Below are 23607 nucleotides of genomic sequence, written 5' to 3'. Positions count from 1 at the left end.
GATTTTATTAGAGATAGATATATAGATATATAGATATATAGATATAAAGAGGAGCTTAACTACAGATAAATTTCATGAAATGATTATTATTTTATAGCATTTTAAATAGATATAAATTTATTAAATTATCATGATTACTTAAACAAATATGGCATATTCAAAAATGATACCCAATCTCAATATTAAGGCCATTGACATGATAATTTTTATTTTCAGGTTGGATTGGTGTCTCTTTATAGCTGATATAAAAACCGAGATTTTCTAATGGGTTAATTAGTATTCCAGTTCCCCAAGCTAAGGCTATATTTTTATCAGAATAAGTATACGCATCAATGTAAGTGCCTTTTTTCCCCTCATTACCCCATTTCAAACGTGCAATACCCACGATTCCATACAGGCTGAAATAATGGTTAATTCGATAAGCCGGGCCTGCCAGTAAGGGCTGGGCACGATCCCAGTTTTTGTCACCTTTTAGCCAAGAAAATGATCCTACAACTCCCCAATCAGGACTCATTTGATAATAGCGATTGAAATTCATGCTACGAGGTATTTCTTCACCCACTTTATCGAAGTGACCAGAAGTATATCCCACCGATGTCGTTTGTTCTTCAACAGCATAAGCTTGTGTTGCCAGAAAAGTAAAAAGAACAAACATAACGATAAGGATGCTGTTCATTCGTTACTACCTCAATGGTGGAGATAAGTCATTTAAATATAGCTCACATATTTTCATCTGATAAAAATCAGATCAGAAACAACGGTAAAATCTGTTGACAATTAGTCTAATCCCCACAGTATTCAAATTGCGAAGCGAGAAATTACGGTTCAATTTCAATATCTGTCAGCGGATGACAGCTACAAGGCAAAATTTCCCCTTCATTAACAAATGCCAGTGGTTTACAAGGGTATCCCACCTTCCCTTTAACCAGGCGAACACGGCAAGAACCGCAGTATCCTTGGCGGCATTGGTACTCAAGTTGCACTTTGCCGTGTTCTAGTGCTTCCAGCAAATTGCCGTGGAAACCTGAAGAATAATGGACGGATAAACCCTGCCTTGACGGCAGGGTAACTTTATAATCAGCCATATCAGAGTTCGAAACCGCTGAGATCCTCAGTATTGACTTCCGAATCAATCTGACCAACCAAATAAGAACTGACTTCGACTTCCTGTGGAGCCACCTGAACGTTATCAGAAACCAGCCACGCATTGATCCATGGAATCGGATTGGAGCGAGTTTCAAACGGTAATTTCAAGCCAACTGCCTGCATGCGAATATTGGTAATGTATTCAACATATTGGCACAGAATATCTTTGTTCAAACCAATCATGGAGCCGTCTTTAAACAGATAGTCAGCCCACTCTTTTTCCTGTTCTGCTGCCTGTACAAACAGATCGTAACATTCCTGCTCACACTCTTTGGCAATGTCCGCCATTTCAGGATCATCTTGACCAGAACGCAGCAAATTCAACATGTGCTGGGTTCCCGTTAGATGCAGCGCTTCATCACGGGCAATCAGTTTAATTATTTTGGCGTTACCTTCCATCAGCTCACGTTCAGCAAAGGCAAATGAACACGCAAAGCTGACATAGAAGCGAATAGCTTCCAGGGCGTTAACGCTCATCAGGCACAAGTAAAGCTGCTTTTTCAATGCACGCAGGTTAATTGTCACTGTTTTACCAGCAACATCGTGTACCCCTTCGCCCAACAGATGATAGTAGTTGGTCATTTCGATCAGATCGTCGTAATACGCAGAAATATCTTTGGCGCGCTTTAAAATCTGTTCGTTTTCCACAATATCGTCAAACACGACAGAAGGATCATTCACAATGTTACGGATAATATGCGTGTAAGAACGCGAGTGAATCGTTTCCGAAAACGACCATGTTTCAACCCATGTTTCCAATTCTGGAATGGAAATCAACGGCAGGAAAGCCACATTCGGACTACGGCCCTGAATGGAATCCAGCAGCGTCTGATATTTCAGGTTGCTGATGAAAATGTGTTTCTCATGATCCGGCAGCGCATTATAGTCGATGCGATCACGGGAAACGTCTACTTCTTCCGGACGCCAGAAGAAGGAGAGTTGTTTTTCAATCAGCTTTTCAAAAATAGGGTATTTCTGCTGATCAAAACGCGCCACGTTAACAGACTGGCCGAAAAACATCGGCTCCTGTAATTGGTTATTTTTTACTTGCGAAAAAGTGGTATAGGACATAGCTTCCTCAAATTAAATCTTACACGCGCCGCCTTCACAGTCGGAATCAGAAGATTCAACGACTTCTTCCAAATCACCCTGAACATCTTCCGCACCGTCACGGGTGTTATGGTAATACAGTGTCTTCACACCATATTTATAAGCGAGCAGTAAATCTTTCAGCAATTGGTTCATCGGAACTTTGCCATTAGGGAAACGTGCCGGATCATAGTTGGTATTGGCAGAAATCGACTGATCGATGAATTTCTGCATGATCCCGACTAACTGTAAGTAACCATCGTTGCTCGGCATCTGCCACAGCAGCTCATAAGCACCTTTCAGAAGATCATAATCCGGTACAACTTGACGCAAAATACCGTCTTTCGATGCCTTGACACTGATATAACCACGTGGTGGCTCAATGCCATTGGTCGCATTAGAGATTTGCGAAGAAGTCTCTGATGGCATCAATGCAGACAATGTCGAGTTACGCAGGCCATGTTGTTGGATATCACGGCGCAGAGCTTCCCAATCCATATGCAGCGGTTCGTTGGTCAATGTATCCAGTGTCTTCTTATAAGTATCAATCGGCAGGATACCTTGTGAATAAGTGGTTTCACTAAACCACGGGCAAGCACCCTTCTCTTTCGCCAATATATTTGAGGCTTTCAGCAGGTAATACTGAATGGCTTCAAATGTTTTATGAGTTAAATTATTTGCACTGCCATCGGAATAATGCACGCCGTTTTTCGCCAGATAATAAGCGAAGTTAATCACACCGATACCCAGAGTACGACGCCCCATTGAACCTTGTTTCGCGGCAATGATCGGGTAATCTTGATAATCCAACAGAGAATCCAGGGCACGGACGGCTAATTCCGCCAGTTCTTCCAATTCAGTCAGATTTTCGATAACACCCAGATTGAAAGCAGACAGTGTACACAGTGCAATTTCGCCATTTTCATCGTTAATGTTGTTCAATGGCTTGGTTGGCAGTGCAATTTCCAAACACAGGTTTGACTGACGCACAGGTGCAACAGCCGGATCAAACGGGCTATGTGTATTGCAGTGGTCAACATTCTGGATATAAATACGGCCAGTGGAAGCTCGTTCCTGCATCATCAGTGAGAATAATTCAACGGCTTTAATACGCTCTTTACGGATGTTGCTGTCATTTTCATACTGCGTATACAGACGTTCAAATTCATCCTGATCGGCAAAGAAGGCATCATACAATCCAGGAACATCAGACGGGCTGAACAGAGAAATTTCTTCCCCTTTGATCAGGCGTTCATACATCAGTTTGTTAACTTGTACACCGTAGTCCATGTGACGAACGCGGTTGCCTTCAACACCACGGTTATTTTTCAGTACCAGCAGGCTTTCTACTTCCAAATGCCACAACGGATAGAACAATGTTGCTGCACCACCGCGAACGCCACCCTGAGAACAGGATTTCACCGCAGTCTGGAAGTGTTTATAAAATGGGATACAGCCCGTGTGGAAAGCTTCACCACCACGGATTGGGCTACCCAAGGCACGGATACGGCCCGCGTTTACGCCAATGCCGGCACGCTGGGAAACATATTTAACAATCGCACTGGATGTCGCATTGATAGAATCCAGACTGTCACCACACTCAATCAGCACACAAGAGCTGAATTGGCGAGTTGGTGTGCGAACCCCCGCCATAATTGGCGTTGGCAGTGAAATTTTAAAGGTGGAAACCGCATCATAGAAACGACGGATATAATCCAGGCGCGTTTCTTTTGGATAAGTGGAAAACAGGCACGCAGCAACCAGCATGTAGAGAAACTGGGCGCTTTCGTAAATTTCACCGGTAACACGGTTTTGTACCAAGTACTTCCCTTCCAGCTGTTTGACTGCCGCATAGGAGAAATTCATATCACGCAAGTGGTTAATAAAACTGTCCATTTGCTCGAATTCTTCTTTGGAATAGTCTTCCAGCAAATGTTTGTCGTATTTACCCAAATCTACCATGCGTACAACATGATCATGCAGTGCAGGGGGTTCAAACTGACCATAAGCCTTTTTACGCAGATTAAAGATCGCCAGACGCGCAGCCAGATACTGGTAATCAGGTGCATCGCCAGAGATCAAGTCAGCCGCAGCTTTGATCATGGTTTCGTGGATGTCGGAAGTTTTGATGCCATCGTAAAATTGAATCTGGGAACGCAGTTCTACTTGTGACACTGAGACATTTTTCAGACCTTCGGCAGCCCAGGTAACAACCCGGTGAATTTTATCAAGATCAATTCGTTCTTTATGTCCATCACGTTTGGTAACTAGCAGACTCTGGTTCATGGGGAAATACACCTTCTCTCTTTTCGTATCTCGCCTATATCGTTTTTCCTGGTCTGACCTATTGACAGCACGATACGCCCAGAATGACCAAGGGTCAGCTTGGGTACGTTGTTACTTTTCCTTTGCTCTATCGCAACTGTATTGTTAGTGTCAGATGGTAAGAAACACAATATATAGGGGGTGATTAAAACGGTAATAACAAGATAATGTTAATTTCGCGTTTTATCAAGTGTACAAAATCGGGAAGTTTTGTGGATAACTTGAGGATTAATTTTGCCAAAAAGCCGATAACCTGCGTAGTTACTTGATGTTACTTTCATAAGGCTATCGGCGAAACAGGGAAAATAAAATCTTAAAAATAATATTTAGTTGCCGCTTTATTAATCCCTTCGTTACTTCAGTCAGACTGATTGAGTGTGCAGCATATAGTTCACGTCTACATTGTGTCCAAGTCGAAATTTATCTGTTAACGGATTGTAATGTAAACCAATAATATGTTGATCTTTCAGAGGGGTCTTATCAATCCAATTAATCAATTCAGAAGGACGAATGAATTTTTTCGCGTCATGTGTGCCTTTTGGCACCATGTTCAAAATATATTCAGCGCCAACAACAGCCACTAACCAAGCTTTCCGGTTACGGTTAATGGTTGAGAAGAAAACATGACCGCCAGGTTTTACCAGTTTGGCACAGGCCCGAACCACAGATTCAGGATCAGGTACATGCTCAAGCATCTCCATACATGTCACGACATCATAAGCGTGCTGATGCTGTTCAGCGTGGTTTTCAACTGTTTCCTGAACATAAGCGACGGAAATGCCGGACTCCAGTGCATGCAGGCGGGCAACCTCAAGGGGCTCAAACCCCATATCCAACCCTGTCACTTCCGCACCTTCACGCGCCATGCTTTCTGACAAAATGCCTCCACCACATCCAACATCCAATACTTTTTTACCAAAAAGGCCGTCAGCATGTTGCAGGATGTAGTTCAAACGCAGTGGATTGATACGGTGCAATGGCTTGAATTCACCTTCAAGATCCCACCAACGGGAAGCAACGGCTTCAAATTTTTCGATTTCCTGTTGATCCACATTAGCATGGGCCGGCATAGGTGAATCGGGGGTTTTTATGTTCATCAGCAATATCGCTCCTAGGAACTGCTTCACAGAAAACTGGTTCACAGAAAACTGATTCACAGAAAATGTAACAGTATTATGGGGATGTGTGACAGAAAGCTATTATACATGCCTTAATCTCGAAATACCCGCATCTGGTTTTTATAAAACTGTCAATTTGTGGTATAATTTAAGCCTTTGAATTCGGAGTATGAGGGACAGTGGCTCCATGAGCGACATTGCCAGAGAAATCACACCGGTCAATATCGAAGAAGAGCTGAAGAGCTCGTATCTGGATTATGCGATGTCCGTTATTGTTGGACGTGCACTGCCAGATGTTCGGGATGGACTGAAGCCGGTACACCGCCGCGTACTTTTCGCGATGAATGTATTGGGAAATGATTGGAATAAACCCTATAAGAAATCTGCCCGCGTTGTTGGGGATGTTATTGGTAAATACCATCCGCATGGTGACAGCGCTGTTTATGACACTATTGTTCGTCTGGCTCAACCCTTCTCCATGCGTTACATGCTGGTTGACGGTCAGGGGAACTTTGGATCAGTAGACGGCGATTCTGCGGCTGCGATGCGTTATACCGAAGTACGCATGGCGAAAATTGCCCATGAATTGCTGGCGGACTTGGAAAAAGAAACTGTCGACTTTGTGCCTAACTATGATGGCACAGAACAAATCCCCGAGGTCATGCCAACCCGTATACCCAACCTGTTGGTGAATGGCTCATCAGGGATTGCGGTAGGTATGGCAACCAACATTCCACCTCATAATTTATCTGAGGTGATTGATGGCTGTCTGGCTTATATTGATGATGAAAACATCAGTATTGAAGGCCTGATGGAATACATTCCTGGCCCTGATTTCCCGACAGCCGCCATTATCAATGGGCGTCGCGGCATTCAGGAAGCCTACCGCACAGGTCGCGGCAAAATTTATCTCCGTGCCCGCGCAGAAGTTGAAACTGATGAAAAAAATGGCCGCGAAACCATTATCGTCAGTGAAATACCTTATCAGGTCAATAAAGCCCGACTGATCGAAAAAATAGCTGAACTGGTAAAAGAGAAGCGGATTGAGGGGATCAGTGCATTACGTGACGAATCCGATAAAGATGGAATGCGCATCGTTATCGAAGTAAAACGGGATGCCGTTGGTGAAGTTGTCCTGAATAACCTGTATTCACTGACTCAGTTGCAAGTTTCATTCGGTATCAACATGGTTGCCCTGCACCAAGGACAACCCAAGTTACTTAACCTGAAAGACATTCTTTCTGCGTTTGTTTGCCATCGCCGTGAAGTTGTCACGCGCCGGACTATCTTTGAACTGAGAAAAGCCCGCGAACGTGCGCATATTCTTGAAGCACTGGCTGTTGCACTGGCTAATATCGATCCTGTCATTGAATTGATCCGCCGTGCTTCCACGCCTTCGGAGGCCAAAGCCAGTCTGATTTCTCAGCCGTGGGAATTGGGCAATGTTGCTACCATGCTGGCGCAGGCAGGTAACGATGCTGCTCGTCCTGAATGGCTGGAACCACAGTATGGCATTCGTGATGGTAAATATTACCTGACCGAACAGCAAGCACAGTCCATTTTAGATCTGCGCCTGCAAAAACTGACCGGACTAGAGCATGAAAAACTGCTTGATGAATATCGTGACCTGCTGAAAGTCATCGCGGAGCTGCTGTTCATTTTGGAAAGCCCTGAACGTTTGATGGAAGTCATTCGTGAAGAATTGCTGGCCATTAAAGAACAATATAATGATGTCCGCCGGACTGAATTGACTGAAAACTCAGCAGATATCAATATTGAAGATCTGATCAATCAAGAAGATGTTGTGGTAACACTGTCCCATCAGGGGTACGTTAAATACCAACCATTGTCCGACTACGAAGCTCAGCGTCGTGGCGGCAAAGGAAAATCAGCCGCGCGCACCAAAGAAGAAGACTTCATTGAGCGTTTGCTGGTGGCTAATACTCACGATACCATTCTCTGCTTCTCAAATAAGGGCAAGATGTACTGGATGAAAGTATACCAGTTGCCGGAAGCAAGCCGTGGTGCCCGTGGTCGTCCAATTGTCAATCTGTTGCCATTGGATCAGAACGAACGCATTACAGCCATTTTACCAGTGCGTGAATATGAAGATGGGCTGAATATCTTCATGGCAACCGCAAGCGGTATTGTTAAGAAGACTAAACTCAGCGAATTCAGCCGCCCGCGCAGTGCCGGCATCATTGCAGTGAACCTGAATGAAGGTGATGAGTTGATCGGCGTTGACCTGACAGATGGCAGCAATGAAGTTATGCTGTTCTCCGCTCAGGGCAAAGTCGTTCGTTTCCTCGAAGAAGAGGAAGAAATGCTGGAAGATGGTACTGTTCGCGTGAAAGGTGTTCGTGCGATGGGACGCACCGCAACTGGGGTTCGTGGTATCAAACTTGGAGAAGGCGATAAAGTTGTTTCACTGATCATTCCTCGTGGCGAAGGAGAAATCCTGACCGTCACCGAGAATGGTTACGGCAAACGTACTGCTGAAAAAGAGTACCCAACAAAATCCCGTGCTACACAAGGTGTTATTTCCATCAAGGTCAGCGAACGTAACGGTAACGTGATCGGCGCGATTCAAGTTGAACCGACTGATCAGATCATGATGATTACTAATGCAGGAACATTGGTACGAACCCGTGTTTCTGAAGTCAGCACTGTTGGTCGTAATACGCAAGGCGTCACCCTGATCCGTACATCAGAAGACGAAAAAGTGGTTGGCTTACAACGTGTAGCTGAACCTGATGACGATGATGAGGATGACAATACAGCAGCCCCTTCTGTTGAAGGGCATGCTGAGCCAGAAGATAAAGAGTAATACATTTTAATTTTATTCTTGCTGCATACCATCAATAATAGAGCAGGCACTTCGGTGTCTGCTTTTTTGCATGATATTTTGACGAAGCATTAAAGAGTCAAATGCTGCTTTGTATTCCCTGCTACACTAGTATATGCTGTGAACAGTTAATATTAATCATGTTTTTCGTCAGGCGATCTCTTGAGATATCTATCTTCTTTTCGGACGTCATTAAAGATATCCCGTTATCTTTTTCGGGTGCTCGGATTTATGTTATGGGCACTCGGCGCCTTGTTAACTAGCTTTTATTTGATAAATCTTTTCAATACAGTCAAAGCAGATATGCGACAAGAATTTAATTCTAATTTTGATGTTGCATTTGCTAATGTGCGGATCCTTTCCGGTATCTTGCGAGATATTCAAGTAATTGTGGAGAAAGAATTTTCATCAAAGAATGATAAAGATCCAACAATTACTCTACCGCAATATGACAATATTCTGCCGTACATTCCTTTGAATTCAAATTCCGATTGTGAGCTTTTACACAAAAGCTCACATAATCATTTAGAGTCATTGGATCAATCGTTATCATTTCGGAATGATAATACCTCTCCTATACATCATGTAACCCAAATTCTTTTTGTTGATGCGAAAAGCATGTGCATGGTGAAATTAGCTTATCGTGGCAACGTCGTAGACTCTGACGCAGTTAAGAAAATGATCTATGAAAGTAGCCTGAGGGTAATCAATATGAAAGATCAGGGAAGAGAACGAGCCATCTTTACGATACAACCCGACTCAAGAGCGGATGGGGGGAATTTTTATATTTTTTCACCCCTTTATATTGATGGACACATTAAAGGGATCATCATTATTGACCAATACCTTACTCTGGAATACTTTAAACAAGCGACATATAGACCTCTACATATCACTCTGTTAAACGAGTTTAAACAGCCCGAATTATTCTATCCGACAAAAAGTATCAATAAACAGACCACTATAAATTTCAATATGCAATCGACTTACTTCGGTTACGATGATAATTTTACCAGTTTGTTGCTGTTGCGACGATTATCACCCGCTTCATTATACGTTGCTTATTCAATACCAATAAAACAAATTTACATTGAACTCAAAGCCAGCCTAATTAATAGCGCCATATTGAATATTATTTCTGCAATCGCTATTACTTTTTTTGTCTGGAGGTTTGAACGTAAAATGTTTGCTCCGGCCGAAGACAATGCAATCCGCCTTGAAGAACATGAACAGTTTAACCATAAAATTGTTGCTTCGGCCCCGGTGGGAATTAGTATTTTAAGAGTCAGTGATGGTGTCAATATTCTAAGTAATGAACTGGCACATAATTACACCCGAATGCTAACCTATGAAGATCAAAAACGTATTGTCGATATCATTTGCGATAAAACCAGCAGCTATATTGATGTCGTCACCAGCGATAATAATCACCTGCAAATTAGTTTTGTACATTCACGCTATCGTAATGAAGAAGTTGCAATTTGTGTGTTGATAGATGTCAGCACCCGCGTAAAAATGGAGAAATCCTTGCAAGAAATGGCTTCAGCTGCAGAGCAAGCCAACCAGGCGAAATCGATGTTCCTTGCAACAGTTAGCCATGAATTAAGAACACCACTCTATGGTATTATTGGTAACCTAGAACTTATCCAATCTCATTCATTGCCATCAGAATCCGCACGATTGCTGGCAACAATGAATAATTCATCATCGCTATTGTTGAAAATTATCAGCGATATTCTCGACTTTTCTAAAATAGAATCCAAACAATTAAAAATTGAACCCAGGGATTTTAGTTGTCGGGAAGTAATATCACATGTAATTTCAAACTATCTTCCTCTAATTACAAAAAAAGGATTGGGGTTATATTGCTATATTGATGCGGATGTTCCTGATATCATCCGCAATGATCCTGTAAGATTACAACAAATCATCTCTAATTTATTAAACAATGCCATCAAATTCACAGCCTCTGGCTGTGTCGTTATTGAAGTTACATCAAAATATGGTTACTTATATATTAGTATCAAAGATACAGGGCTTGGTATTGAGGATAAATTACAATTTCAATTATTCGAGCCGTTTTTCCAGATCAGCGCCAATAAAGAAAGTTCTATACAAGGCACAGGGTTAGGGCTGGCTATTTGTGAAAAACTCATCAATTTGATGGATGGTGATATTGAATTCGTTTCACAAAAACATATTGGCAGTATCTTTTCCATCCGCATTCCTTTTTATGGCGTTAAGTTTTATGCAAAAGAAGTATCTAATCAACGTCATCAGCAAAAGATAGTGTTGGCTATTTGCAATGACTTCCTTGAAAGATATTTACAGAATTTACTTTCACAGAATCATTTTCAAGTCACTCTATACGACGAAGAAAAAATAGATGGCACAGAATTACTCATCAGTGATCGACCTAACGAGCCAACTATTTCGGTACATTATCAGATAGAAATATCAGAAAAACATATTGGTCCACCAGAACAAATCCGAGAAAATTATTGGCTGCATAATACTTATGAGCTGAGTGAATTGGGTAGTGTGCTGGATACTCTGCTGGCAGAACACTCTCTCGCATCAACTTTGCCTATTTCGCTGTCATCACCGCTTACTCCAACAAAAGTGATGCAAACTAACAGCAGCCTTAATACAGTAAAAGTATTAGTTGTTGATGACCATCCCATTAATCGTCATTTATTGGTCGATCAATTAACCTCAATAGGGTTTAGCGTATCCATGGCAAATGATGGCATTGATGCGATTGAGTATCTAAAAAATAATTCAACAGATATTCTTTTGACAGACGTTAATATGCCCAATATGGATGGGTATGAACTGACACAATACTTGCGAAACAGAGGCTATACCAAACCCATTATTGGTATTACTGCCAACGCATTGGCAGAAGAAAAACAACGTTGTACTAATGTGGGCATGGATAACTGTTTATCGAAACCTGTATCACTGGCAATACTAAAAGAAGTAATAATAGAATATAGTAATATTCAAAGACAAATACATTGACTCATTAAATACTATATTGGCTTGCCGAAAGGTAGAAAATCGGTAACGTCAACTACCGATTTTCTACCAGAAAAGATAACCAATTGGTTATTTACCAAAATCTTTGTCAATCGTGACAGAGGATAAATAGTTAAGTAACGCAATATCGTTATCAACTCCCAGTTTTAGCATCGCTGATTTCTTCTGGCTACTGATAGTTTTAATACTACGATTAAGTTTTTTAGCAATATCAGTAACAAGAAAACCTTCGGCAAATAAGCGCAGAACCTCACTCTCTTTAGGAGATAAACGTTTATCCCCGTAACCATTGGCATTTACTTTTTCCAGTAACTTAGAAACACTCTCAGGTGTGAATTGTTTCCCCTTCTGCAAAGCAGAAAGAGCTCTGGGCAAATCAGTTGGTGCTCCTTGTTTTAACACTATTCCCTCAATATCAAGCTCAAGTATAGCGCTTAAAATAGCCGGGTTATTGTTCATTGTAAGGACAATAACTGCCAATGTTGGGTAATGGCGTTTAATATATTTTATCAGGGTGATGCCATCACCGTATTTATCCCCAGGCATTGACAAATCCGTTATCAGAACATCTGCCTCTATATGTGGCAAGCTATTAATGAGCGTAGTTGAATTTTCAAATTCCCCCACCACATTAATCCACTCAATCTGTTCAAGAGACTTGCGGATGCCAAACAAAACAATGGGATGGTCATCGGCAATAATGACATTAAGGTTATTCATATTATTGGTTACCTTGTTGCAACAGCTTTGTGATAAAAGAATCAATGAGGCTGATGCTACTTTTGATTTCTACTTCATTATTGTCTGCTATGTGTTTTTCCAATGCCTCACATGATGACCTAAGAAACTCTAAATCTAACATAGCAAACGCACCCTTAAGGCGGTGTACCGTTTGCGAAAGTGATACCAAATCATGTCGTTCCATATCAGTATACAGTTTAGTAATATCCATAGGTACCGTCTCTATAAATAATTTCCTGTAATCACTGTTTCCCAACTGAATTTGATAATTTTTGAGAATATTGCAGATATCACTATCAATATCCCCACATGAATCAACATCTTCAGTGAGTTTGCATACTGGTTCAGAGCTATGAAAAATTTCTTCTGACTCTTCTAAACTGAAATTCTCTTCAATCAGAAACGATATTGCATTGATAACAGCATCAACAAGATTGTAATTGCACTGAACCAAACCGGGCTTCATCTGCTTGAACTCTAGTAAATTGCCCACTAATAATATAGTTGGTTTTTCCTCTTTGTACTGTTTATCCGTAAGGATAATATCGTATTCTTCCGTAATGTTCCCTTTGCTTTTATCGAAATAAGTTGCACCGTAATTACTGAGATAAGTATGGATGATTTTGCTGATCTCGGGGTTATTGATATCAATTAAGATCGTAATCCCTTCCAAAAGCTGAGGGGTTTCACCATTTTCATCATCATACTGCGATAAAGGCAGATCGATAACATAATGAGTGCCTAAACCCAACTTACTTTTAATATCAAGACTTCCTCCCATTCTTTTGCATAACTGGTTACATAAATAAAAAGCCATGCCTGAATTGGTAGAGTACTTATCTTCTGTTGATTTGTATAGGAAAGGATAATTCAAACTGGTCAAATCTTTTTCACCCAAACCAGAGCCACTATCCATGAGCTCAATTTGAATATGGTTGTCATATTTACCAGAACTATTAACGGTCAACGATATTTTTCCATAGCTGGTCGTTGTCACTGCATAGTTAAATAACAACGTGACCACTTTACTTAACGCGACTCCATCCCCAATGAATAAAGATTCACGGGATATATTAAAATGATAATAAATTCTCAGTCCCTTAGCATTCAAAGTCGGCAGAGAAATTTTCAGAATATCTTCCAAACGTGAAGACAGAGAAAATACTTCATTCGCTGGCTGCCAATCATTAAACTCCAAGCTATTGAGCAATGAAATGTTTTCGATCCATTCAGTAATATATTTGGATTTGGCTAATAACTTCTCCAGCAACTTCTGCTCATTCTCATCTTGTGATAGCTGTTTCAATTGATCAGCAATATCATTTAAGTTCTTAACCGGATGCTTTATTTCTTTATTAATATTCGAAAGCATTGACCTTCTGGCCTGAATGCTTCTCTCATATTCCTGATGAGCAAATTGTAATCGCTTATTTGCCATGACTTCCTGATCTTTGTCTTGTAGTAAAAACAGGTAAGACTCTGGTAATAAGCTGTTGCTATACATTTTCACTTCATAAATCGCCTCATCAATGGATGTTTGAATTACACCATGATGCTGTTGCGCCATGATTCTAACTTTATTCAAATCTATATGAGGCATCAACCGCTCTGCGATTTTATTACTCATTATTATTTGGTTCGCAGCAAAATCGTAAAGCACCAATCCGGTGGGAATATTAGAAATAATATCGTTATTCAAAGAGTCCTTAATTTTTAACTCATTACTCATAGAGGCATTTGGTGCAATATATCGCCGACGGATATAAAATAACCCATTTAACGAGAATAAAAAGAAAAGCAATATTGAAAGCAGAAGCCAGGAATTTCTGAACAATAAATCTACAATCAGAGTCTTCAATGGAACTTGATAAGATAATTTATATGGCACGATATTAAGGGACTGGGAGAACTCCAGCCAAAATCCGTTCCATGAAACCTCAACTTTATCTGAGTTATCAGCCTCGTGTGAGCTAATCGCATTCAGCCGAAAATTTGCTGGCAGCATATCAACCGACAAAAGATTATTGATAGGCAAATCAAAGGCAATAATGGTGGTTAATTGACCAGTTACATTAAACCCAGCTTTATAAGTATAAAAATAAATATTCTCACCGCGTAATACACTGATGGGTGATATATTCTCTTTTTCATCCAATGTGATGAACTGGTCTAACATCTCAGTGCGTCTGGCATCATAATTCAGGGTCAGATAACTGTCCTTGAACCTTATTTCCGGTTTTAAGAGTGAGTGGTTCGTTATCAATAATAAATTATTCTCCTTCCCATTAAGATAATACATCGACAAGTATTCATTGCGAGGCCCCCAGAGAATTTCCAGATAGTTAGACAATTGCTGAGCCAGTCGAATACTAAAATCGCTGTATTGACCAAAAATAATTGCATCAACGGCCTGATAGCGATTTTCTAACCAATAGACATCTGGACCTAGTTTTAGCAACGATGGTGTCTCCTGAGAGGAGATTGGTAAAGTATTAGACTGTTCAAAGATATGATTTGTGTAGTAGCGATAATCTTTAATCTGCAATCTCATCTTCTCTGTTACACTACTGATAGCATATTTTTTCTCCATCAGCCAAATATCAAAATAGTTATACCCGAATAAAAATAGAGACGTAAAAAGCAAAGTAACAAATAGCGTGTAAAAACGAGGAATAGTTGAAGGCTTGATAGGTGGTTGTTTATACATTCTTGGATTAATTGCCTTTAGTATGAATATATTTTGGTCAATGCAACATCAACCCGTAGATAAATAAGCCAGAATACCTAGTTTATACTAGCAGGTTAGCAAGTCAAAAGACCATTAAAGATCAAAGATTGAGCAATCAGTAAGAAAAAAGCCATTTTTTTTCTTTAGGGGCTAGACACATTAAATCGATATAGGCATAATCTCGCGCCATGGAAGGATGGCCGAGCGGTCGAAGGCAGCGGTCTTGAAAACCGCCGATGGGAAACCATCCTAGAGTTCGAATCTCTATCCTTCCGCCAAATTTCGCCGGCTTAGCTCAGTTGGTAGAGCAACTGACTTGTAATCAGTAGGTCACCAGTTCGATTCCGGTAGCCGGCACCATACAAGAACCCGTTATCTCCCGTAACCATCCGGTGAGATAGCGGGTTTTTACTTTTCATTTTCAGGCAATTTAACGCCCTGCTGAATACGCTTCCTTTTCATCTTTTAGGCTGCGGCTGTACTTGCTGTCTGTCTAATCACATATTTTCTATACGCTATGGAATTTACTTCCTTATTCCCCCACTACAAATTAAAGTCTGTTGGGCATAGTTGTGTCTTTTAGATAGAACAAGATTGAGGTATGAAGTTATTTTACCCACATCTGATAATAAACTAAGTGTAATTATTTATTTACATCATGTGTATCACTGATTTGACAGTCATAAGTCATTCATTTAACCTGCTAATCTTATAACTATTTTTTCAACATATTCAGAAACGAGGGTCGCGTGAAAAATCGCACTGTTGGCAGTATTTTTATCGTTGCAGGAACGACGATTGGAGCAGGGATGCTGGCAATGCCATTGGCAGCGGCAGGTGTGGGGTTCGGAACCATATTTGTTATGCTGATCGCCCTTTGGGCATTAATGAGTTATACCGCGCTCCTGCTCGTAGAAGTTTATCAATATAATAAGTTTAATACTGGATTGGGAACCATCGCAAAACGCTATCTTGGTGTTGGCGGGAAAGCATTAACGGGTTTCAGTATGCTTTTCCTGATGTATGCCCTGACAACAGCCTATATTAGTGGCGCAGGAGAATTACTGTCAGCCAGTCTTTCTTCATGGTTAGATAAGCCGATTTCTATCTCTGCTGGCATTATCATTTTTACCGTTATTGCTGGCGGGATCGTCTGTATCGGTACCCACTCCGTCGATTTAATTAACCGCTTACTGTTTACCGCCAAAATCGTTTTTCTGGTAGTTGTACTTGGTGTGATGATGCCCCATGTTGATAAAATCAACCTGATGTCCATGCCCGTTGAACAAGGGCTAATATTATCTGCCATTCCGGTCATTTTTACTTCATTCGGCTTTCACGGAAGTATACCAAGCATTGTTGCCTATATGGGGGGAGATACCAACAAGCTACGGAAGATCTTTATTATCGGCAGCGCTATTCCTCTGAGCGCCTATATCCTGTGGCAATTAGTGACTCTTGGTGCAATTTCTTCAAATACCTTTGTTGGTATTCTTGCACAGCAGTCTGGGCTCAATGGCCTGTTGGCAGCAGTCAAAGAAGTTGTCGTATCCCCCAAAATCGTCCTTGCCGTCCATCTTTTCGCAGATCTCGCACTGGCAACTTCATTCCTCGGGGTTGCTTTAGGTCTGTTTGATTACCTTGCTGACCTTCTGAAACGCAGCAATCATGCAAAAGGGCGGTTACAAACAGGATTGATAACGTTTGTTCCTCCATTGCTATGCGCGCTGTATTACCCTAATTTTGTTATGGCACTGACGTATGCTGCCGTTGCCCTTTCCATTCTGGCGCTGTTATTACCTTGCCTGCTGGTTTGGCGTAGTCGTCAGGAAAATGAGGGGGGATATCGTGTCAGGGGAGGGAAACCGGCTTTAGTCCTTGTCTTCTTGTGTGGGATTGCGGTCATTGCAATTCAAATTGGCATTGTGGCAGGAATATTGCCCAAAGTCGGATAACTTCTATCCTGTTTAAGATTATCCGCCTCAATATAGCAGAGGCGGATAATCTTGATGATACTGATTTAGAAGCTTAAACCTGCCCCAATGTAAAAACCATCAGAGACTTTATTACTACGGTTACCATTTTTTCCTTTTATATCAATGACACGATAACCTACATCAACCGTCAATGGCTTAATAAGCGTAACACGCGCTCCCCCTGCGGCCTCAGTGTAAGAGTCCACTCCCGACGTTAAGCTTGATGGAGCACCATACGCCTCACCATACAGGGACAAAGAAGGTATTACCGCCCAGCTGAGGCCAACACCACCAGCCAATGCGGCCCCATCTTTGCCCTCTTTTGGCGACAGATAGAGTGCCTTACCACCAACACTTGCCGTAAATGGCCCAACCGGTAAGCCGAAAGCGGCACCTAAACTACCAAGTTGACCATTATGGTCACTGCGAGTCCAGTTGCCATTAAAAGATAGACCCGCATTTTTATCACCAATCCCTACAGATGTACTGGTGTTGTGCTTTCCCATTTGTACATCCATGGAAATAGCGTTTGCTGCACCAGTCAAAAAGAGCAAACTGGCTGCGCTGATAGCAATAAGACCTTTCATATTTTTCTTCTCTCTTCTCAATTGGTGAATGCCAATACCACTTAAGATATTTTACTGAAATCAGAGAGACGCCTATAGATAGCGGAAGCAATGAAATCTCTAGATTTATCAAGATATGTAAACATTGCGACTATTTATTATTTGCATTATTGAAGGTAGTGATTTTTTCCGCTATCCATTGTTTAACCTGTTGGCGTGAAATTTTTATCCCGCCATCTTTTAACTGTGACGGTAACAAATAGTAAGCTACAGGGATTTGGAAAGCAGCGAGTTTATCCGAAAGCCAGCCACTCAGAGTTTCTGTCAGTTCAGGATATTTTGTTTCAATAACAGCCACAGGGCGATGACCGAATTCAACATCAGGAATGGGAACAACAAAGCTTTGTTCTATTTTTGGATGCTGATTAATGATCTTCTCAATATCTTCTGGCTGGATGCCTTCACCGCCACTGAAAAATTGGTTGTCGAGACGTCCCAGGATCCGTAACTCTCCCTGCTCAAATACGCCTCTGTCACGAGTAGAAAACCATCCTTCTTTATTTGTCAGTGGATTCAATTTCCCATCAAACCAATAACCACTTGCAATACTGTCAGCACGGATCTGTATTTCTTCATCCACCAGACGAACAGATTTTCCCGGAAGCGGATTCCCGACACCAGACAAACCATCAGCTCGTTTTACGCAGACAGTTGAAGCCATTTCGGTCAGCCCATAACCACACCAACAGCGTATGCCTAACTGTTCAGCTCGTTGGGTCAGGGTTGTTGGTATCACAGCGCCTCCCAACAGGACTTCTTTTAATGTTAATGGATGCTTAAGAGGCTGTTCCAATAAACGCCAAAGCTGAGTCGGGACAAGTGAGGCATGGGTACAACCAGATAGCGCACGCTCCAATGGATGTAAGTCCCGCACCACCAGTTTTGCCCCTTTCTGCAACCAACGCCAAAGAATTCCCTGACCGGAAACATGAAATAAGGGTAGAGAAAGTAACCAGCTATCATCTGGCTGAAAATCCATGCAGGAAAGAATACCTTGTGCGCTGGCAAGATTAGCACCGATGGAATGTACTGCGGCTTTGGGCAATCCGGACGACCCTGAGGTCAGAATCATGCTGGCGGGACGTTCAATTTTCCATGATACGGTTTCCCATAATATCGGTTGTTCGGGTATGGGTGACCGTTTTTGTTGCCAATCGAGTTCCTTGATCTGAATAACCGGAGCCTGAATAACCGGAGAAGGTAAGCCTGTAAAATCCACGCCATAAGAGATGTTGAGGTGAGGCAATAATTCTGCCAACAACCGATCGGGAAGTTGAGGATTAAGGGGCAAGACCCTTGCCCCACATTGTAAGGCGGCCAGATAACACAAAAGAAGCCCGCCACTGTTTTTTCCCCTCAGGATCACACCACTGCTTTCAGAAAGCCCCTGTTGGTGAAAACGGGTAGCAATGGCATTGATTCTCTTGGTTAATTGCTGCCAGTTTAATTGCTCATCATATAACTGAATAGCTTGCTTTTGGGGATGGATAGCCGCCCAATGCTGCCACGGCCACCGAGTCCATTCTATGACTGACATTCATGACTCCACACTGTTTCCAGCTTATCCAGCGTCACACAAGGAATTGCGCTATCAGGCCAACAACGAATGAGTTGTGATTGGATCAGATCCAATGTATCCAAACCCGGAAGTGTATCTGGCGTCAGCCAATGCGCCAGACGAGCCAACTGCGTCAAACCAAAACTGGTTTCAATACTGGAGCTAATCACTGCGTCTAAACCGAGCCGATGCGCTTCAGAGATCAACTGCCGACAGCGGGCGATACTACCTACCAATGTCGGTTTAATGATGATGGCAGAAACACCTTCTTGTGCCTCCACGATGAAATTGTCTTCCCGTACACTTTCATCCCATGCAATAGCGATACCGGTTTCACGGGCAAACGCCAAAGATTCTTCACGGGTTTTGCAAGGCTCTTCAAGGAAAGCAATCCTCTGACGATAATCGGGATTGACATATTTAGCGAAACCCTCTGCTTTGGCCGGTGTCCAACTGCGATTAGCATCCAGCCGTAGCTGAAGTTCGGGAACCGCTTCCAGCATCACATTCACTACCATGCCATCGCGTACCGCTTCATATAAGCCAACCTTGATTTTGGCAATCTTTTGACCTGCCATATTTCCCAGTCGTAGAATCACATCGTCGGGATCGCCTGTGCATAACGGCGCCTTACGATAATCGGCTTCCTCTGGCAATTCTCCCCGCAATTCAGCTAATGCACAACTGAGACCAAAAGCAACGGATGGAAGTACGCTTTCTTCTGGCTGCGCACTTTGGCTCTGGTTCAGGCACCGATTCAGGCACCATTGTTGCAACCATTCTACGACAGCGGTTTTCGCCTGTTCGAGGGTTTCATGGCTAAATTCTGGTAACGGGGATATTTCCCCCCAACCATCCCGCCCGTTTTCCTGTAAATGAACCAGAAATCCATCACGGGTCTTTAGGCGTTGATAACGCAAGATAACACCTGCCTCCATTGGCAGGCTGAATCGATATAAAGTCGCTTTACGCATTATGGATTACGCTTGAATTTACCAAAATCAGGGTGGCGTTTTTCGTTGAAGGCATTGCGCCCTTCCTGCCCTTCTTCTGTCATGTAGAACAACATGGTGGCGTTCCCCGCCAATTCCTGCAAACCAGCCTGACCATCACAATCGGCATTCAGTGCCGCTTTCAGGCAACGCAATGCCATTGGGCTGTTTTCAAGCATTTCACGGCACCAGCGCACTGTCTCTTTTTCCAACTCGGCATAAGGCACAACCGTGTTAACCAGCCCCATATTTAATGCTTCCTCGGCATTGTACTGACGGCAAAGGAACCAAATTTCGCGGGCTTTTTTCTGGCCTACGATCCGCGCCATATAAGAGGCGCCCCAACCGCCATCAAAGGAGCCGACTTTAGGGCCGGTTTGGCCGAAAATGGCATTATCCGCTGCAATAGTCAGGTCACACATCAAATGCAGCACATGCCCACCGCCAATGGCATAACCTGCGACCATAGCAACAACCGGTTTTGGACAGGTACGGATTTGGCGCTGAAAATCCAATACGTTCAGGTGATGAACTCCGCTGTCATCTTGATAACCACCGTAATCACCGCGAATTTTCTGATCCCCTCCGGCACAAAAAGCCTTTTCTCCCATTCCCGTCAGAATGATAGTGCCAATTTCCTCATCATAACGGGCATCTGCCAGCGCCTGCATCATCTCTTTGACAGTCAGAGGACGGAACGCATTGCGTACCTGCGGGCGATTAATTGTAATCTTAGCAATCCCATCTGTAGATTTATGGTAGAGAATATCTTCAAGCCCTTGAGAACAATCTCGCCATTCAACCGGAGCGTATAGTTTTTCTTCGCTTGGATAACGCATTATTGAATTTCCTTAACCAAAGAGTGATAAAAAATGGTTCACTGCGGCAGAAAAAGCCGCAGGGTTGCCATAATGGGCATTATGTCCAACCTGTGGGATGATTTTTACTGGCAATGTATATTGTCTGGCTATGCTCTGAAATTTATGATCATTTTCCCCACACAAATAGGAGAAAGGTATTGTCATTTGCTGTAAATCAGGAATCAAGTAAGGTTGAACACCCAAAGAAGTATTTTCCAGCATGTCAGCAATGTTTTTTCCTCTGTTTTTACTGCGACGATGAATAAGTTGCTTACGTTGTGCCACCGTTAAATCAGCGAATACGGGTTGTTGATACCAATCCGCCAAGACAGCCTCTATCGGTTCCTGACGAAAACGTTGTGCCCAATACTGATCATGCTGTAACCTCACATCGCGATCTTTTTGGGAAAGTAATCCGGGGTTTCCCCCTTCCACCAGCAATCCCCTCAACCCGTTATGGTTACCGTGAGTCGCATGATACATAGCAATACGTCCTCCCAACGAGTAACCTATCAGGCAATAATCATCAATCTGATACTCAGATAAGGTTGCACTCAGCAATTCCTCCATCTCAGTAAAACCTCCCGCCACCGTAATACCGGCAGAATGACCGTGGCCCGGTAGATCAATAATCAATGAAGGATAGTGCTCACAAGCATCCACTGTAGGTAACCAATCGTCACCTTTACCCAATAGACCATGCAACCAAACCAACCATGTTCCCTGATTATCTGAATGAAACGTCTGACAATTCAGTTTCACAGCATAGCCACCTGTTCCAGCAGCGCTTGTAAATTCAGCGCTCCATCACTACCCGCGACTTTTAATTCAATCAATGTTGTTCCTTCACTCTCCCATGCCTGCTTAGCGTATTGCTTTAATTCCGACCAATTTTCTGGCGCAGCATAGTTCAGGCCAAACATGGCAGCAGCATGGTCAAAATTAACATTTTGCGGCATACAATAGAAACGCTGGTGTTCTTCCTGTGGTGTTGGTAGCAATGAAAAAATCTGCCCGCCATTATTATTCACGATAATTAACAGCATGGGAGCGGAAAGATGGCGCAATAAGGCCAGGCTATTCAGATCATAGAGAGCGGAAAGATCGCCGACAATTGCCAGTGTCGGTTTGTTGGCCGCCCGTTGTACCCCTGCTGCGGTCGCGATTAACCCATCAATCCCACTTGCACCACGGTTACTGTAAACAGGGTAACCCGCTGGTAGCTGCCCCAGGGCATCAATCAAGCGGACAACCAAACTATTGCCGACAAATAATTGTCCCTGCTCCGGTAATAATTGATGCAGTTGATGCGCCACTGCCGCCTCACTGAATTTTCCTGCTAATTTTGTTTCAACACATTTAAGCGCTTTTTTTGACCATAAATTTAATTCATCAGCCCAAGGTGTTCGGCAATATGCCGGATGCTCCCGCAACCAATCAGCCACGTGGCAATTAAATTTACGGCCTTGGTGATTTGCCGGATCAAGCCGGCCTGCGACCGGATCAACAATCCAATACTGTTCCGGTTGGCAGTGACTCTGCCATTGCAACAGCCGTTTTCCTGTCAGGCTGGCACCAAATTGAATCACCAATTGCCCCTGAGACAAAATCTCCTGTGCTCGTTGATGATTCAACCACAAATCAGCGCACGGTAAAGGTTGCCCTGTTTGAGACAGCACATCGCCAATCAATGGCCAGCCCATTTCTTTTGCCCACTGTGCGACAAATTCGCCCTCTTCAGCGCTCATCCTGCCAGCCAGTATAATTCCTTTCTTTTGTCGCCAGTGATCCCAATCTGCTACCTGTGCTGTAGTAAGCATCTCTGTCTGGGTCAGCCAAGGTTCATGTCCCTGCCACCATTTCCCCAATGTTTGCTGCCAATCCTGATATGCCGTCATATCATTACCATACAAGGGTTCAGCAAACGGGCAATTAATATGCAGTACCCCTTGTTTCAGATTTGACATCCCATTATCGATGGCAGAAACCAGCCAATTGGCGGGAATTTCTGTAGTTGGGCGTGGCAATGCAAGGGTTTGGTCAGGATAGGAAGCAAAAATGCCTATCTGACGAATCGCCTGATTCGCGCCACAATCGATCAATTCTGGCGGTCGATCCGCAGTGAGAAACACCAATCGTTCTCCCGTCAATCCAGCTTCAATCAAGGAAGGATACAAATTAGCCACCGCTGTTCCCGATGTGACAATCACGGCTACGGGTTCTTTACTTGCTTTTGCTAATCCCAAAGCCAAATGCCCCAACCCACGTTCATCGAAATGCGTATGGTGGATCAACTTATGATTTTTTGCAGCGGCCAATGTCAATGGTGTTGAACGGGAACCAGGGGCGATACAAACATGACGTAATCCGTGGCGGGTCAATGCTTCCAATAAAAGTTCCGCCCAACGGCGGTTCAGTGCGCTGTTTGACATATGATGCTCAAGAACGTCTTTTCAAAAAATGTAATAATTAAAAGATATTATATAAGTATTCTTTAATACTAATGCCTGTAAAAACGATTTCCTTATCTTAGTTCAAGGAATTGTCATTTAGCTGGCAAC

Annotated in this window: 16 protein-coding genes and 2 tRNA genes; 5 read left to right on the top strand and 13 right to left on the bottom strand. The window is 42.8% G+C overall.

From position 1 onward, the window contains the following. Positions 1-157: 157 nt before the first annotated feature. From Xmir_RS04230 to ubiG, 5 genes are all read right to left on the bottom strand, one after another. Positions 158-676, bottom strand: a complete 519-nt coding sequence (locus Xmir_RS04230) for an Ail/Lom family outer membrane beta-barrel protein (protein ID WP_099113180.1) — start codon at positions 674-676, stop codon at positions 158-160. A 142-nt stretch (positions 677-818) separates the two neighbouring features. Beyond that, the gene (gene yfaE, locus Xmir_RS04225) at positions 819-1085 is read right to left on the bottom strand and encodes a class I ribonucleotide reductase maintenance protein YfaE (protein ID WP_099113179.1); all 267 of its coding nucleotides are present in this window, start codon (positions 1083-1085) and stop codon (positions 819-821) included. Between the two features lies 1 nt (position 1086). Beyond that, positions 1087-2217: a class Ia ribonucleoside-diphosphate reductase subunit beta gene (gene nrdB / locus Xmir_RS04220; protein ID WP_099113178.1), complete on the bottom strand. Its 1131-nt coding sequence runs from the start codon at positions 2215-2217 to the stop codon at positions 1087-1089. Between the two features lie 12 nt (positions 2218-2229). Beyond that, positions 2230-4521, bottom strand: a complete 2292-nt coding sequence (gene nrdA, locus Xmir_RS04215) for a class 1a ribonucleoside-diphosphate reductase subunit alpha (RefSeq protein WP_099113177.1) — start codon at positions 4519-4521, stop codon at positions 2230-2232. Between the two features lie 401 nt (positions 4522-4922). Next, the gene (ubiG, locus tag Xmir_RS04210) at positions 4923-5657 is read right to left on the bottom strand and encodes a bifunctional 2-polyprenyl-6-hydroxyphenol methylase/3-demethylubiquinol 3-O-methyltransferase UbiG (protein ID WP_167385939.1); all 735 of its coding nucleotides are present in this window, start codon (positions 5655-5657) and stop codon (positions 4923-4925) included. Positions 5658-5865: 208 nt separating this feature from the next. Here ubiG and gyrA point away from each other — a divergent pair, with 208 nt between their 5' ends. Next, positions 5866-8505, top strand: coding sequence for a DNA topoisomerase (ATP-hydrolyzing) subunit A (gyrA, locus tag Xmir_RS04205; RefSeq protein ID WP_099113176.1), 2640 nt, complete (start codon positions 5866-5868; stop codon positions 8503-8505). A gap of 180 nt (positions 8506-8685) precedes the next feature. Beyond that, positions 8686-11547 carry a two-component system sensor histidine kinase RcsC gene (gene rcsC, locus Xmir_RS04200; protein ID WP_099113175.1) on the top strand — a complete coding sequence of 954 codons (2862 nt, stop codon included), beginning with the start codon at positions 8686-8688 and terminating at the stop codon, positions 11545-11547. 87 nt (positions 11548-11634) lie between these two features. Here the strand turns inward: rcsC and rcsB are convergent, their stop codons facing one another. Beyond that, entirely contained in the window at positions 11635-12285 is a 651-nt protein-coding gene (gene rcsB / locus Xmir_RS04195; protein WP_099113174.1) for a response regulator transcription factor RcsB, read from the bottom strand. Between the two features lies 1 nt (position 12286). After that, a complete protein-coding gene (gene rcsD, locus Xmir_RS04190) occupies positions 12287-15013 on the bottom strand; it encodes a phosphotransferase RcsD (protein ID WP_099113173.1) in 2727 nt (908 codons plus the stop codon). A 211-nt stretch (positions 15014-15224) separates the two neighbouring features. Here rcsD and Xmir_RS04185 point away from each other — a divergent pair. From Xmir_RS04185 to tyrP, 3 genes are all read left to right on the top strand, one after another. Next, a tRNA-Ser gene (locus Xmir_RS04185) sits at positions 15225-15312 on the top strand. A gap of 6 nt (positions 15313-15318) precedes the next feature. Continuing rightward, positions 15319-15394, top strand: a tRNA-Thr gene (locus Xmir_RS04180). 389 nt (positions 15395-15783) lie between these two features. Next, entirely contained in the window at positions 15784-16989 is a 1206-nt protein-coding gene (gene tyrP, locus Xmir_RS04175) for a tyrosine transporter TyrP (protein WP_099113172.1), read from the top strand. A gap of 65 nt (positions 16990-17054) precedes the next feature. Here the strand turns inward: tyrP and Xmir_RS04170 are convergent, their stop codons facing one another. The 6 genes from Xmir_RS04170 to menD form a co-directional block, all read right to left on the bottom strand. Further along, positions 17055-17597, bottom strand: coding sequence for a YfaZ family outer membrane protein (locus tag Xmir_RS04170; protein ID WP_099113171.1), 543 nt, complete (start codon positions 17595-17597; stop codon positions 17055-17057). A 130-nt stretch (positions 17598-17727) separates the two neighbouring features. Then, the gene (gene menE / locus Xmir_RS04165; RefSeq protein WP_099113170.1) at positions 17728-19173 is read right to left on the bottom strand and encodes an o-succinylbenzoate--CoA ligase; all 1446 of its coding nucleotides are present in this window, start codon (positions 19171-19173) and stop codon (positions 17728-17730) included. Then, positions 19161-20168: an o-succinylbenzoate synthase gene (gene menC / locus Xmir_RS04160; protein WP_099113169.1), complete on the bottom strand. Its 1008-nt coding sequence runs from the start codon at positions 20166-20168 to the stop codon at positions 19161-19163. The genes menE and menC overlap by 13 nt, the downstream gene beginning before the upstream one ends. Then, positions 20168-21025: a 1,4-dihydroxy-2-naphthoyl-CoA synthase gene (menB, locus tag Xmir_RS04155; RefSeq protein ID WP_099113168.1), complete on the bottom strand. Its 858-nt coding sequence runs from the start codon at positions 21023-21025 to the stop codon at positions 20168-20170. The genes menC and menB overlap by 1 nt, the downstream gene beginning before the upstream one ends. A gap of 12 nt (positions 21026-21037) precedes the next feature. After that, the gene (gene menH, locus Xmir_RS04150; protein WP_099113167.1) at positions 21038-21808 is read right to left on the bottom strand and encodes a 2-succinyl-6-hydroxy-2,4-cyclohexadiene-1-carboxylate synthase; all 771 of its coding nucleotides are present in this window, start codon (positions 21806-21808) and stop codon (positions 21038-21040) included. Beyond that, entirely contained in the window at positions 21805-23478 is a 1674-nt protein-coding gene (gene menD / locus Xmir_RS04145) for a 2-succinyl-5-enolpyruvyl-6-hydroxy-3-cyclohexene-1-carboxylic-acid synthase (RefSeq protein WP_099113166.1), read from the bottom strand. Before menD ends, menH begins: the two co-directional genes overlap by 4 nt. Between the last annotated feature and the right edge of the window lie 129 nt (positions 23479-23607).

The sequence above is a fragment of the Xenorhabdus miraniensis genome (assembly GCF_002632615.1).
Note: the sequence above shows the minus strand (reverse complement) of the source record. Positions and strands in the feature narration are given on the sequence as shown.